Genomic DNA, 13,401 nt, shown 5'->3' on the forward strand with positions numbered 1-13,401 from the left:
AATGACCATACATAATGACGCCAAGGTCGGCGCGCAAATTCTCATCGTTGAGGATGATCCGGTCCAGCGCCGGCTTCTGAAGAATGCTGTCGAGCGGCATGGCTATGCGACGCTGCTAGCCGAGAACGGGCGGCTCGGGCTGCAGGTCCTCAAAGAGAACAGTGGCCGCGTCAATGTCATCGTGCTCGATCTGATGATGCCGGAAATGGGCGGGCTGGAATTTCTGGCCGCCCTTCACGAGATGGGCACCGACATACCGGTCATAGTCCAGACGGGCCAGGGCGGCATTGAAACGGTGGTGCAGGCAATGCGCGCCGGGGCTTTCGATTTCGTCGTCAAGCCGGTTTCGCCCGAACGCATCGCAAGCGCCATTCACGGCGCCCTGAGGCTCGACCAGCGCGAAGCCAAAGCGCGGGCCGGCCGCAAGACGCGCTCCGGCAGTATCAGCTTCGACGACATCATCTCCGCCAGTCCGGCGATGATCCGCATCACCGACCTCGCCCAGCGGGCAGCGCTTTCGAACATCCCCGTGGTGCTCGAGGGCGAATCCGGCGTCGGCAAGGAACTGGTGGCACGTGCCATCCAATCGGCCAGCGACCGTGCCAACAAGCCTTTCATCACCGTCAACTGTGGCGCCATACCCCACAACCTCGTCGAGAGCATTCTCTTCGGCCACGAAAAGGGTGCGTTCACCGGCGCCACAGAGCGCCATGTCGGCAAGTTCATGGAAGCCGATGGCGGCACGCTGTTCCTCGACGAAGTCGGCGACCTGCCGGTCGAGGTGCAGGTGAAGCTGCTGCGCGCCGTACAGCAGGGCGAAATCGAGACGATCGGCGCCCGCACGACGCAGAAGGTCAATGTCAGGCTGATCTCGGCCACCAACAAGGACCTGATCGAGGAAGTGAAGGCAGGGCGTTTCCGCGAGGATCTCTATTACCGCCTCAACGTCTTTCCGATCACAATGCCGGCGCTGCGCCGGCGCAAGGAAGATATCCCGCATCTGGTGCGCGTCTTCGTCGAGCGCTTTTCCGCCGAGCAGAAGATCGGCCACACGCTCGGTATCAGCGCCGGCGCCATGGCGCTGCTGACTGCCTACGACTGGCCCGGCAATATCCGCCAGCTCGAAAACGCCATCTTCCGCGCCGTCGTCCTGGCGCAGGGCTCCGATCTGGTCGAAGCGGATTTTCCGCAGATCGCCGCTCAACTGCCGGGCTACCTCACCTCGGAACAGATGGCTGCCGGCGGCATCTCCAGGCGTGCCATGGGCGAAGGCGGTCTTTCGCTCGTGGGCGGGCGCGAATCGGACCACGTCGAGAGCGTCACCAACGAATCACCGGCTCCCCAACCGGCTGAAACAGCCGATGTTTCAGTTCCCGACAATCAGATCGCCAGCACCGGCCCGTCCGGCGAAGTGCGGAAACTGGCCGACGTAGAGGAGGAATTGATTCGTTTTGCACTGAAATTTTACCGCGGCCAGATGAGCCAGGTAGCCCGAAAACTAGGCATTGGCCGCTCTACCCTCTACCGCAAATTGAAGGATTACGGTATAGATCCGGACGACCCGCAGAAAAACGCTGCCTGATCGCTTTCTTAACGTTCGGGCAAGCATATTCCGTTACTGGTCGTAAAGCTCTTGTTAGTGGATCGTTCACTATGTAAGAAGTGGTTGAACATGTGTGGCATTTTTGCCATCGTGTGACCGCAATTGACAGACATTTGGAACGTTATGCGGCATTTGCTGTCGGACGGGGATCGACTTGCAGAAACTGAATGGGAATTCCAAGCGTAATGGCTTGAACTGGCGCACCGTATGTTCGGATATTTGCGTGAAGACGGCCAAGGCGCTTGCCATTGGTGCGGTCGCCATCGCAGTTTCGACGCCGGTATTCGTGGGTTCACCTTCACAGGCGGAAGGCGAGACGCGCAGCCTTAAGATCTATTATGTCCATACGGGTGAAAAGGCAGTCATCACCTACAAGCGCAATGGCAAGTTCGACCCGCGTGGTCTTGAACAGCTCAACCGCATCCTGCGCGACTGGCGCAAGAACCAGCCGACAAAGATGAACCCCCGGCTTTTCGACCTGATCTGGGAAGTTTATCGCGAGAGCGGTTCCCATGAATTCATCAACGTTGTCTGCGGCTTCCGCTCGCCCGATACCAACGAGATGCTGCGCACCCGCAATGCCCACACCGGCGTCGCGAAGAAGAGCCAGCACATGCTCGGCAACGCGATGGATTTCTACATTCCCGACGTCAAGCTCGCCAAGCTGCGCGAACTCGGCATGAAATTGCAGACCGGCGGCGTCGGCTACTATCCGACATCGGGCTCGCCTTTCGTTCACATGGACGTCGGCGGCGTTCGCGCCTGGCCGCGCATGGATCGCCAGGACCTTGTCCGCCTGTTCCCGAACGGCAAGACGATGCACATCCCGGCCGACGGCAAGCCGCTTCCGGGCTACGACCAGGCAGTCGCCGACTACAAGCGCCGCATGTCTTCAGACGATATACAGGTTGCCAGCGTTTCGCCCACCAAGCATCGCGGTTTCTTCGCGACGCTGTTTGGCGGCGGTGGGGCTGACGAGGCCGAAGACAATTCCGATGCCGAATCCACGCCGACCAAGGCAGTGGCGACGACAACGTCCACGCCGCGCCAGCAGGCACCGGCAGTCGTCCAGCCAACGGATGACGAAGAAGCACCTCGGACCGCCGTGGCGAGCCTCAATGCACCGATCCCGGCCGTCCGGCCTTCGTTCGGTAACCTTGCCGGCGGCAGCGACGTCGCTTCTGCGCTGGTCTCGCCAAACCATAGTGCCGCCCAGGATGCGCTCTCCGTAGCCCTGCCGGCAAACGGCTCCTCCTCCCTGCCACAGTATACGGACCTGAGCTCGTTCAGCGTGCCCGTGCCATCGCTGCTTGGCCAGAGACGCGCACCGGGCGATGCCGAAACGCAGACGGCGTCTGCCGATCCGCTTAATTCGCAGGCCGACTCGCAGCTGTCGTCCGTCCCGGTTCCGGTGGAGCGTCCTGCCGTGGCTGAAAACCTTCTGGCTTCGGCGCAATCGGATACCGATGCCGAGGAAGACAATGCGGATGAAAATGCGCTTTCGCCTTCGGTCGTTGCCGCGCTCGAGCAGCATCGCAAGGACGAGGAAGTGTTGAATGCGCTCGCAGCAACGCCGATGCCGCCGGCAGCCCAGGCAATCGCCTCGGTGACACCGCAGGTGGTTCCGACACAGCGGCCGGCCCAGCAGCGCCCGACGACGTCGGTACCGATGCAGATGGCGGCACTGGCTCCACAGACGAAGATCGCCCCGTCGGCCAATAATGTCCGCTTCTACGATGCCTTCGATGCGCCGACCGCCGATGACAGCAATATCGCCGCAGGTATCCCGACAAAAGGCGGACGCCCCAGCAAGAAGGACGCCGTTGTCGCAACGGCAGGCCGCGCCACCCTTCGCACCGAACCGAAGCTCACCGAGAAGATGGTCGAGCATTGGGCTCTGAGCAACGCACGGCTCGAAACCGCGAGCCGCCCGGTAAAAGCTCCGCGTTTCGTCAGCCAGCAGCTGCGCGCCCAGCCAACAACCGTCTACACCGAAGGTTTCAAGCAGCAGACCGCAGCCATCGACCCCGAACGCTTCAACGGCTCCGCTGTCAACTTCCTGCCGGTCAAGAAGTTCGACACGCTGCAATAGCCAATACCCAAGCTCATAAAGAAACCCGCCGGATCGCTCCGGCGGGTTTTCTGTTTGAGTGCTGAAGTGCTTTCTGGAGAAAAGCCCCGAGTGGGCTATTCCATGCCGAGTGCGGCCATGTAGGTCTGCAGGATGGTTTCTTCTTCCATGCGCTCGTTGGCGTCTTTCTTGCGCAGGCGGATGATGGTGCGGATGGCCTTGGTGTCGTAACCGCGGCCCTTGGCTTCGCCCATGACATCCTTGATATCGCCGCTGATCGCTGCTTTTTCTTCTTCCAGACGCTCGATGCGTTCGATGAACTGCTTCAGTTCGGCGGCCGCGACCGGCTCTGCGCCCATTACTTCACTCATGGATTTCTTTCCTCGCTAGACAGATGATGCGGGCCGTTAAACGCAAGCAGCTGGCCGACAGCCGTGTCGACGGCAGGCGCCGCGTGTGGGACGGACGGGTGGCTTGATCGCGGGATGACGTGCCGCGAACGGCGCTGGAGGTCAAGCCGATTTGCTAAAGGTTGACCTATTCTTTTGGCTTGCTGGTTTCAAAAGCGGCTTTTTGCACAGGCGTCGCTTCTATCTGGTGGAGGCTCTGCCACTCTCCGTAGGGCATGCCATATATGATTTCGCGCGACTCTTCCTTGCTGAGCGGCACGCCGCGCTCATTGGCCGCCTCGCCATACCAGCGCGACAGGCAGTTGCGGCAGAAACCGGCAAGGTTCATCAGGTCGATGTTCTGGACGTCGCTGCGCTCGGCGAGATGAGCGACCAGCCTGCGAAAGGCGGCAGCTTCGAACTCGGTCTGCTGTTCCTTGCTGAGTTCGGTCATTTTGTCTCCTTAAACCGTTGGATAGGGGCCTGTGCGTGACGGAAACACCTTGTACTCGTGCAAGGCAGGATCGGCATTCATGGCCGCAAAGATCGGTGCCAGCCGATCGGCCCAGGCTGCAACGCCTTCGGCATCGCCGATCAGGTCCTGGCGCACCTCCAGCAGAGTGTGCGGAATGCCGGTCACCATGCAGTGCCGATAGAGCGTATCGCCGCGCAGCGCACCGTCATAGGGTTCGTTGTCTCCGACAACCAGACCTCCGGCGCGGAGCATGGACAACAGCGGCAGGACGGCGCGATCGTCGGTGTCCCAGAGGACCGCCGCATGCCAAGGCCGCGGCACGCCCTTCCAGGCGGGCGTATAGGAATGAAGCGACAACACCAGCGGTGCCTTCCCGCTTTCAGCCGCCACACTGGCGATCACCTCTGCCACGGCATCGTGATAGGGACGGTGATAGGTGGCAATGCGGTTCATCCATTCGGCGTCCGAAATCGGGTGGTTGCCGGGGATGATCGCGCCATCTGAGATTTTCATGATCAGCGTCGGATCGTCTTCGCCGCGATTGGGATCGATCAGCAATCGCGAAAAACCGCTGAGCACGGCGGGCACGCCTAGCATGCGCGACAGCCTCCGGCACAAATCCTCTACGCCGATGTCATAGGCGATATGCCGCTCGAAAGCAGCGGCCGGCAATCCGAGCTGATTATAATGTGGCGGCAGCCTGTTCATGGCGTGATCGCCGAGGATCACCATGCCCCTGTCACGATTGCCGTCTAGGATTTCGAAAGCGTCGAAGTCATGCATGCGCGGGTGCTGCCAGCCTCATTTCGGTCCGCTGCTTGATCGCATGCACGACGCCGAGGTGCAAGGTTTGCATGATATAGTGGCGGGTTTGGGGTTGCCGATGACAATGGCGTGAACGAATATAATCGATTAGCATTGCGTTGACATTCCGGGGATGGCAGCGCAAGAAGACGGGAGAACGAATAATCATGGAGCCCATTGGAAGCAGTGTCCAGCCAAGTCGCGCCCAGTTTCGTTAAGCGGTCAAATCCGCTCGTCAAGCTCGCCCTTTTTGCCCTGGCCGCAGCCTCGCCGTTTATCCTGCCGAATGTTGCACTTGCGGATTTCCGCGTCTGCAACGGCACGCAAAACCTGGTCGGCGTAGCCATCGGCTACCGTGCAAAGCAGGGTTGGGTGACGGAAGGATGGTGGCAGGTCCCAGCCACCACATGCGCCACTCTGATCGAAGGTCCGTTGCAGTCACGTTATTATTATCTCTACGCCGAGGACGCTGCCCGTGGTGGCCGCTGGACTGGCGATGTGGAAATGTGCGTGGCTGAAAACGAGTTCAAGATCGAGGGCGTCAAGGACTGCTACGCACGCGGTCACCAGAAAATGGGATTCAAGGAATACGACACGGGGAGGCAGGCGAGCTGGATGGTTCAGTTGTCCGACACCCCGGGAAGCCAAGAAAGCCAGAATTGATGAAACGCAATAGAAACGTCAAAATCCTCGCCACACTCGGTCCCGCTTCTTCTGACGAAGCGATGATCCAGAAGCTCCATGAAGCAGGCGCCGATCTGTTCCGCATCAACATGAGCCATTCCAGCCATGAGATGATGCGCACGCTGGTGTCTCGCATCCGCGCCGTCGAAGCCCGCTGTGGCCGGCCGATCGGCATTCTCGCCGACTTGCAGGGACCAAAGCTGCGCGTCGGAAAATTCGCCGACACCAAGGTCACGCTCGTCCCAGGCCAGACCTTCACGCTCGACGGCAACGATACGCCCGGCGACAACAAGCGCGTCTTCCTGCCGCATCCGGAAATTCTGGAATCGGTGAAGGCCGGAGACCGCCTGCTGATCGACGATGGTAAGTTGCACCTGCGCGCTGAAACATGCGATGGCAAGACGATCGTCACCAAGGTCATTTCCGGCACCACCATTTCCGACCGCAAGGGCGTCAGCCTTCCCGATACCCTGCTGACGGCAGGCGTGCTTACCGACAAGGACCGCGCCGATCTCGACGCCGTTCTCGCAGTCAACGACGTCGACTGGGTTGCCCTGTCGTTCATCCAGCGCCCGGAAGACCTCACGGAAGTCCGCGAGATCGCCCAGGGCCGCGTTGGCCTGATGTCGAAGATCGAAAAGCCGCAGGCCATGGAGCGGATCGACGAGATCATCGAACTCTCCGACGCCCTGATGGTTGCCCGCGGCGACCTTGGCGTCGAAATGCCGCTCGAAGCCGTTCCCGGTATCCAGAAGCAGCTCATCCGCGCCTGCCGCAAGGCCGGCAAGCCGGTCGTCGTCGCCACGCAGATGCTGGAATCGATGATTTCGGCTCCTGTCCCGACCCGCGCCGAAGTGTCGGACGTTGCCACCGCCGTCTTTGAAGGCGCCGATGCCGTCATGCTGTCGGCCGAATCTGCCTCCGGCGATTATCCCATCGAAGCCGTCGCCACCATGGCGTCGATTGCCCGCACCATCGAGCGCGAGCCTCATTATCCTGGCATCATTTACGCCCAGCGCCCTCAGCCTGAGGCAACAGGCGCCGACGCCATATCACTGGCCGCCCGCCAGATTGCGGAAACGCTGAAGCTGACAGCCATCGTCTGCTACACATCGTCCGGCGGCACAGGTCTGCGCACCTCGCGCGAGCGCCCGAACGTGCCGATCCTGGCGCTCTCGCCGAGCGTCCAGACAGCCCGCCGCCTCTCCGTCGTCTGGGGCCTGCATTGCGTCGTCACCCACGATGCGACCGACCTCGACGACATGGTCAACCGCGCATGCCGCATCGTCGTTGCTGAAGATTTCGGCAAGCCCGGCGACCGCGTGATCATCTCGGCCGGCGTTCCGCTCGGAACACCGGGCGCCACCAACATGCTGCGTCTGGCCTATATCGGCTCGGACGGTCAGGGCGGCATCTGATCGATAGCCTCCGATAATGACGAGCCCGCTGCCTTGCAAAAAGGCGGCGGGCTTTTTTTATGGCTGCGCCCCGCCGACTTTCAAGGCTGCACCGGAGCCGTCACGGGTTGCACCGAAGCCAGAACACCATCATTGTACGACTGCCACGAAGAGGCTCTAGGAGAGACGGCGGGGGCTGCGCCGCAGCGCGACTTTGCCAAACAGGAGAGAGAGATGAGGAAAACCGCCAGGTTCGGTCTTTTGACCATTGCGGTAGTGGCGCTCAGCGCCGGCACGGCCTTTGCCGACTATCAGCTCAATATTCTGCACATCAACGACTTCCACTCCCGCGACGAGTCGATCAACAAATTCGACGCCACCTGCTCGGCAGATGAAGAGAGCAAGAACGAATGCTTCGGCGGCGCAGCCCGGCTGAAGACGGAAATCGACCTGCGCCGCAAGGCGCTCGAAGGCCAGAACGTCATCCTTCTCGATGCCGGCGACAATTTCCAGGGCTCGCTTTTCTACACGACCTACAAGGGCCAGGCAGAGGTGGAACTGCTGAATGCCATGAAGTTCGACGCGATGACCGTCGGCAACCATGAATTCGACGATGGCGAAAGCGCACTGGCGCCGTTCCTCGACAAGGTCCAGTTCCCGGTACTCGGCGCCAACGTGCTAACCGATTCGGAATCGAAACTCGGCGAGCGCATCAAGAAATCAATCGTGCTGGATGTCGGCGGACAGAAGATCGGCATCGTCGGCGTCGTCACCACGGATACGCCTGCCCTTGCCTCGCCCGGGCCGCACGTCAAGATCACCGATGACGCCCAGGCGATCAACGCCGAAGTCGACCTATTGAAGTCGCAGGGCGTCAACAAGATCGTCGCGCTCACCCATGTCGGCTACCACAGGGACCTGGACGCGATTGCCAAGATCCCCGGCGTCGACGTCGTCGTCGGTGGCCATTCGCACACGCTGCTGTCGAACATCGACCCGAAGGCGGAAGGCCCCTACCCGACCATGGTCGACAATCCCGGCGGCTACAAGGTCCCGGTCGTCACCGCCGCCTCCTACAGCCGATATCTCGGCGACATCGTCATCACCTTCGATGACAACGGCGTCGTCAAGGAAGCCAAGGGCGACCCCATCCTGCTCGATTCCTCGGTGACCCCTGATCCGGCCATGCTGGCCCGGGTCCAGGAGTTGGCAAAGCCGATCGCCGAGGTGCGCAAGAAGGTCATTGGCAAGTCCGAAGGCCCGATCGAGGGCGCTCGCGAAGTCTGCCGGGCGCAGGAATGCTCGATGGGCAATCTCGTCGCCGATGCGATGCTCGACCGCACCAAGGCGCAAGGAATGAGCATCGCCATCCAGAACGGCGGTGGCCTCCGGGCCTCCATGCCTTCGGGCAATCTGACCATGGGCGATGTCCTCACCGTGCTGCCCTTCCAGAACACTGTCGCCACATTCCAGCTGACAGGCGCGGACGTTGTCGCAGCACTGGAAAACGGCCTTAGCCAGATCGCCGACGGGGCCGGCCGCTTTCCGCAGGTGTCGGGCATCAAATACACCTTCGACAAGACCAAGCCCCCGGGCAGCCGCGTCGTGTCGGTCGAAGTCATGGAGGGCGATCGCTACGTGCTGCTCGATCCGAAGAAGACCTACGGCGTCGTCTCCAACAACTACATGCGCTCCGGCGGTGACGGCTACACGGTGTTCTCGACAAAGGGCCAGAATGCCTACGACTTCGGTCCCGATCTCGAGCAGGTCGTTGCCGACTACCTGGCGGCCCATAATCCCTACAAGCCTTACCTCGACGGCCGCGTTACGCAGGTGGCCGCCGCCTCGCCCAGCGCCCAGCCGGACGTGGTCAAGCCGACAGACACTCAGATCGCTCCCTCTGGCGAGAAGCCGGCTGAAAAGCCGACGGTGGCAACCACGCCGACACCCGCGCCGATCACTCCGCCGCCTGCAGTGTCGACCACCACAGCGGCTTCACCGACACCGCCAGCTCCGGCTCCGGCACCGGCACCGGCGCCGGCTGCGAACCCGCCGGTTGCTGCAGAGCCAAGCGCCAAACCGAAGCTTCCGACGACCCACGTGATTGCCGCCGGCGATACGCTCTGGGATCTGGCCCAGACGTTTTACGGCGATGGCGCCGACTGGAAAAAGCTCGCCGCCGCAAACCGCCATGCGAGCCCGCGTCGCCTCTTGGTCGGCCGCGAACTGCAGGTTCCGGCCAAATAATGCATCAGGCCATCGCCAACTACCGGTCCGGATTTTCCGGACCGGTTTGTTTCTACGACGTTTGAACCGATCCGCCGGCACTGCGTAGAACGGGTAACAATTTTTGAAATGAACGGACATTTGCCATGACGATAGACGTTTCCGCCCTCCCGCCAGGCCACCCGCCAGTATCGATCGGCAAGGTCGGCGTCCTGATTGTCAACCTCGGCACACCCGATGGCACCGATTACAAATCGATGCGCCGTTATCTGCGCGAGTTCTTGAGCGACAAGCGCGTCATCGAATGGTCGCGCTTCCTCTGGTATCCCATCCTCTACGGCATCGTTCTCAACACGCGCCCCGGCAAGGTCGGCAAGGCCTACGAGCAGATCTGGAACAAGGATCTGAACGAGAGCTACCTGCGCACCTACACACGCAACCAGGCAACCCGCCTCACCGAAGCGCTGAAGGACTTGCCCAACGTCACCGTCGACTGGGGAATGCGCTATGGCCAGCCATCGATCGCATCCCGCATCGACGCACTGAAAGCTGCCGGCTGCGACCGCATCCTGCTTTTTCCGCTCTATCCGCAATACGCCGCGGCAACGACGGCGACCGTCAATGACAAGGCTTTCGAGACGCTGCTGAAGATGCGCTGGCAGCCGGCACTGCGCACCGTGCCGCCCTACCACGATGACCCCGCCTATATCGAGGCTCTGGCCAATTCGGTGACCAACCATCTGGCGACGCTCGACTGGGAGCCGGAGATCATCATTACGTCGTTCCACGGCATCCCTATGTCTTATTTCAAAAAGGGCGATCCCTACCACTGCGCCTGCATGAAGACCGCCCGGTTGCTGCGCGAACGGCTCGGATTCTCCAAGGAAAAGCTGATGATCACCTTCCAGTCGCGCTTCGGTCCGGAGGAATGGCTGCAGCCCTATACCGACAAGACCGTCGAGCGGCTGGCTAAGGAAGGCGTCAAGCGCATTGCCGTCATGAACCCAGGCTTCGTCTCGGATTGTCTGGAGACACTGGAAGAAATCGCCGGAGAGGCAATGGAGATATTCCATCACGCCGGCGGCGAAAAATTCTCCCACATTCCATGCCTGAACGACAGCCCAGGCGGCGTCGCCGTGCTGGAAAAGGTCATCCGTCGTGAACTGCAGGGCTGGGCCTGAGGCTCGCAAGAGGCCAAGTCCATGCTCAGGAGACGCCCTGTCGGTCCATCTTATTGCTGTGGATCGGCAGGCGTTGGCTCGATGACTAGCTACACCGCCTGAAATCTTCGACCAACTCGTTGAGCAACCATCTCGCCGCATTGCCGAGTGGTCGGTTTCGATTGCGGACAGCATAGATCGGGATTGAAACAGGAAGAACGCTGGAATCCTTGACATCGAGCCGGACGAGAGAGCCGTCCTGCAAATGATGTTCGACCAGATGCAGCGGCATCGAGCACCACCCAAAGCCTGCCAAAAGAAACTCCAGTCGGCGAAGCATGTCCACGAACCGCCAGAAACGGGCGCTGACGACGCCATGGCTCGGCCCATCCGGCGCGTGCGGATCGGTCAGGATGAGTTGTACGTAGTCGGCCAGGGTCTCCCGGGTTATCTCCCTACTTTCCGTTGCAAGCGGGTGCGATGGAGCGACGACGGGAACGAGGGTGATCTTCGTCAGGACGTGCGCCTCGAGATCCTGTCCGGCTGTCGGAAAAAGCCCACACAGCGAAATCATCGCCGACCCATCCCGCACGCGTCGTTCTGCCGCCCAGATACTTTCGGTGAAGAGCGTCACGGGAAGATCGGGAAATGTCGACTGCAGCTTCGACAGGGTCCGCAGCACAGGGCCGGTAGGCGTCATGCTGTCGATGGCGATCGTCAGTTCCGGCTCAAGACCCCCGGCAATGGCGCCTGCCGTTCTTTCGAACAGCTCCGCCTGTCGCAGAACCTGCCGCGCCTGCGCAACCAGCACACGCCCCGCTTCCGTCAACCGGGGCGAACGGCCGGATCGGTCGAACAGGAGCACCTGCTGTGTGGTTTCCAGCGTCCGGACCGTATTGCTGATCGCAGACTGGACGCGTCGCAGCTTCCTTCCAGCCGAGGAGAAGCTCCCCGTATCCGCGATCGTCACAAGCACAGTCAACTGGTCGAGCGTCAGGGACCCAATCATCATCTATCTCCGTTAGAGATAGTTCGTATCATCAATCCATCGCTTCTCATACAGTCAGAAGCGTTTACGGTGGGCGCCAATCTCATCTGGAGCAGATAATATGAACACCACCACTCTAAACTCACCTCGAATCCTGACGATCTCGATCTGGGTCTTGCGCGTCCTCGTGGCGTTGATGTTCCTCGCGGCAGCAACGATGAAGCTGACATCGCAGCCGATGATGGTTGCGGAATTCGAACAGGTCGGCCTCGGCCAGTGGTTTCGCTTCCTGACAGGCGGCCTCGAACTGATCGGCGCCATCGCCGTGCTCGTTCCCCGCACATCCATCCTGGGAGCCCTGCTGCTTTTGCTCGTCGATGCCGGCGCTTTCGTCGCGCAGATCGCGGTCCTGCACATGGACTGGGTCCACACGATCGTCATCGGCGCAGTCATCGCCCTGCTGATCTACCTGCAGCGCCGGACCACTGCCTAAGCTCTACCCGCGCGGCAACTAGACGCCGCGCCGGTTTCCCCAGAGGGTGACGTGCAACTGCGGCAAGACGCGGGCGGCAAACCAGCCGTCCTCGGTCACCCGGTCGATAAGCCACAGCATCCTGTCGGTAATGCCGTCGAGATCGATGACGGCATTTTCCTCGGTTCCCTTCGGAGGCGTATGATTGCCGGGCTGAAGGTAGACCGGCAGATGCGGATGTTGCGCTGCCGCATCCCGGGCATAGGCATAGTCCGCGTCGTCGAAGACAACGAATTTCAGCACCGTCTCAGGCCGACCGCCGGCTGCATCCAGACAGTGCTGCAAGGCATCCCAATCCGTATCCATGCCGCTCGAGGGTGGCTTCGGGCTGAGCACCAGCACGTCGAGATCGCTGAACCAGGGCCTGGCGATCGATCCCTGGGTCTCCAGTGCGAAGCGATAGCCTTCGCCATGTCCACGAACGATCAGCGGCGCCAGCGGCTGGATGGCGGGATTGCCGCCCGACAGCGACACGGTGAGCGGGCGATGTCCGGACAGTCGCGTCACCTCCTGCCAGATTTCATCCACGGACATCGGCGCCCACGTGTCGCGAAAGGCGCTGTCCACCGCATGCAGGCTGTCGCACCACGTACAGCGATAATCGCAGCCGCCGGTGCGCACGAAGACGGTGGGCAGGCCGATCAGCACGCCCTCCCCTTGGATCGTCGGCCCGAAGATCTCGCTGATGCGGATGGGTGTCTCGGTTTCCGGTCTCATGGCCGGTATTCCGCCCAGGTCTTCGGCGTCTCACTCACCCTGACTGCCGATGTTTCCGGCAAGACCGCCCGGCACCAGTCAAAGAAGTGCTTCGCCAGATATTCAGATGTGACCGCGTCATGGCCCAGCACATCGTTGAGATGCCGATGGTCAAAGGTCTCGTCGATGTAGCGCTTGAGCGGGGCCAGTTCATGATAATCGCGCACGAAACCGTCTTCGTTGAGATCGGGCGACGAGAGCTCGACGACGACGATATAGTTGTGGCCATGCAGGCGCGCACATTGGTGATCGGCAGGCAGCCGCGTCAGTTGATGCGATGCCGAGAAATGAAATTCCTTGGTAATGCGAAACACGG

13 protein-coding genes are annotated in these 13,401 nt (G+C 61.2%); 7 read left to right on the top strand and 6 right to left on the bottom strand.

The window, feature by feature from the left end:
• The first annotated feature begins 1 nt into the window (after window position 1).
• Both J5289_RS16055 and J5289_RS16060 read left to right on the top strand, forming a co-directional pair.
• On the top strand, window positions 2-1,582 hold the full coding sequence (locus J5289_RS16055) for a sigma-54 dependent transcriptional regulator (protein WP_209184868.1): 1,581 nt from the start codon (window positions 2-4) through the stop codon (window positions 1,580-1,582).
• Between the two features lie 175 nt (window positions 1,583-1,757).
• A complete protein-coding gene (locus tag J5289_RS16060) occupies window positions 1,758-3,695 on the top strand; it encodes a DUF882 domain-containing protein (protein ID WP_209206469.1) in 1,938 nt (645 codons plus the stop codon).
• 95 nt (window positions 3,696-3,790) lie between these two features.
• Here the strand turns inward: J5289_RS16060 and J5289_RS16065 are convergent, their stop codons facing one another.
• The 3 genes from J5289_RS16065 to J5289_RS16075 form a co-directional block, all read right to left on the bottom strand.
• The gene (locus J5289_RS16065; RefSeq protein ID WP_111222345.1) at window positions 3,791-4,045 is read right to left on the bottom strand and encodes a DUF2312 domain-containing protein; all 255 of its coding nucleotides are present in this window, start codon (window positions 4,043-4,045) and stop codon (window positions 3,791-3,793) included.
• A 166-nt stretch (window positions 4,046-4,211) separates the two neighbouring features.
• A complete protein-coding gene (locus tag J5289_RS16070; protein WP_209184870.1) occupies window positions 4,212-4,517 on the bottom strand; it encodes a DUF1244 domain-containing protein in 306 nt (101 codons plus the stop codon).
• A 9-nt stretch (window positions 4,518-4,526) separates the two neighbouring features.
• The gene (locus J5289_RS16075; RefSeq protein ID WP_209187570.1) at window positions 4,527-5,321 is read right to left on the bottom strand and encodes an N-formylglutamate amidohydrolase; all 795 of its coding nucleotides are present in this window, start codon (window positions 5,319-5,321) and stop codon (window positions 4,527-4,529) included.
• Window positions 5,322-5,519: 198 nt separating this feature from the next.
• Between J5289_RS16075 and J5289_RS16080 the strand changes: the two genes are divergently transcribed.
• From J5289_RS16080 to hemH, 4 genes are all read left to right on the top strand, one after another.
• Complete coding sequence (locus tag J5289_RS16080) at window positions 5,520-6,005, top strand: DUF1036 domain-containing protein (RefSeq protein ID WP_111222342.1); 486 nt, start codon at window positions 5,520-5,522, stop codon at window positions 6,003-6,005.
• The gene (gene pyk, locus J5289_RS16085) at window positions 6,005-7,444 is read left to right on the top strand and encodes a pyruvate kinase (RefSeq protein ID WP_111222341.1); all 1,440 of its coding nucleotides are present in this window, start codon (window positions 6,005-6,007) and stop codon (window positions 7,442-7,444) included. Before J5289_RS16080 ends, pyk begins: the two co-directional genes overlap by 1 nt.
• Window positions 7,445-7,657: 213 nt before the next feature.
• Window positions 7,658-9,670, top strand: coding sequence for a 5'-nucleotidase C-terminal domain-containing protein (locus J5289_RS16090; RefSeq protein ID WP_209184872.1), 2,013 nt, complete (start codon window positions 7,658-7,660; stop codon window positions 9,668-9,670).
• A gap of 125 nt (window positions 9,671-9,795) precedes the next feature.
• Complete coding sequence (gene hemH / locus J5289_RS16095; RefSeq protein ID WP_209184873.1) at window positions 9,796-10,830, top strand: ferrochelatase; 1,035 nt, start codon at window positions 9,796-9,798, stop codon at window positions 10,828-10,830.
• An 85-nt stretch (window positions 10,831-10,915) separates the two neighbouring features.
• Here hemH and J5289_RS16100 read toward each other — a convergent pair whose 3' ends face one another.
• Entirely contained in the window at window positions 10,916-11,821 is a 906-nt protein-coding gene (locus tag J5289_RS16100) for a LysR family transcriptional regulator (protein WP_209206468.1), read from the bottom strand.
• Window positions 11,822-11,918: 97 nt separating this feature from the next.
• On the opposite strand from J5289_RS16100, the gene J5289_RS16105 reads away from it, so the two are divergent.
• Window positions 11,919-12,290 carry a DoxX family protein gene (locus J5289_RS16105; protein ID WP_209184875.1) on the top strand — a complete coding sequence of 124 codons (372 nt, stop codon included), beginning with the start codon at window positions 11,919-11,921 and terminating at the stop codon, window positions 12,288-12,290.
• An 18-nt stretch (window positions 12,291-12,308) separates the two neighbouring features.
• Here the strand turns inward: J5289_RS16105 and queE are convergent, their stop codons facing one another.
• Window positions 12,309-13,046 (bottom strand): 7-carboxy-7-deazaguanine synthase QueE, encoded by a 738-nt coding sequence (queE, locus tag J5289_RS16110; protein WP_209184876.1) that lies wholly within the window; start codon window positions 13,044-13,046, stop codon window positions 12,309-12,311.
• Entirely contained in the window at window positions 13,043-13,399 is a 357-nt protein-coding gene (gene queD / locus J5289_RS16115; RefSeq protein ID WP_142830598.1) for a 6-carboxytetrahydropterin synthase QueD, read from the bottom strand. Before queD ends, queE begins: the two co-directional genes overlap by 4 nt.
• Window positions 13,400-13,401 lie beyond the last annotated feature (2 nt).

The sequence above is a fragment of the Rhizobium sp. B230/85 genome (genome assembly GCF_019355735.1).
GTDB classification, from domain to species: domain Bacteria; phylum Pseudomonadota; class Alphaproteobacteria; order Rhizobiales; family Rhizobiaceae; genus Rhizobium; species Rhizobium rhododendri.

Bases quoted from the DNA above. Each gene is read 5' to 3' on its own strand.
- J5289_RS16055 (WP_209184868.1), top strand. From the start codon at position 2: ATGACCATACATAATGACGCCAAGGTCGGCGCGCAAATTCTCATCGTT.
- J5289_RS16065 (WP_111222345.1), bottom strand. From the start codon at position 4,045: ATGAGTGAAGTAATGGGCGCAGAGCCGGTCGCGGCCGCCGAACTGAAG.
- J5289_RS16070 (WP_209184870.1), bottom strand. From the start codon at position 4,517: ATGACCGAACTCAGCAAGGAACAGCAGACCGAGTTCGAAGCTGCCGCC.
- J5289_RS16075 (WP_209187570.1), bottom strand. From the start codon at position 5,321: ATGCATGACTTCGACGCTTTCGAAATCCTAGACGGCAATCGTGACAGG.
- pyk (WP_111222341.1), top strand. From the start codon at position 6,005: ATGAAACGCAATAGAAACGTCAAAATCCTCGCCACACTCGGTCCCGCT.
- J5289_RS16090 (WP_209184872.1), top strand. From the start codon at position 7,658: ATGAGGAAAACCGCCAGGTTCGGTCTTTTGACCATTGCGGTAGTGGCG.
- hemH (WP_209184873.1), top strand. From the start codon at position 9,796: ATGACGATAGACGTTTCCGCCCTCCCGCCAGGCCACCCGCCAGTATCG.
- J5289_RS16100 (WP_209206468.1), bottom strand. From the start codon at position 11,821: ATGATGATTGGGTCCCTGACGCTCGACCAGTTGACTGTGCTTGTGACG.
- J5289_RS16105 (WP_209184875.1), top strand. From the start codon at position 11,919: ATGAACACCACCACTCTAAACTCACCTCGAATCCTGACGATCTCGATC.
- queE (WP_209184876.1), bottom strand. From the start codon at position 13,046: ATGAGACCGGAAACCGAGACACCCATCCGCATCAGCGAGATCTTCGGG.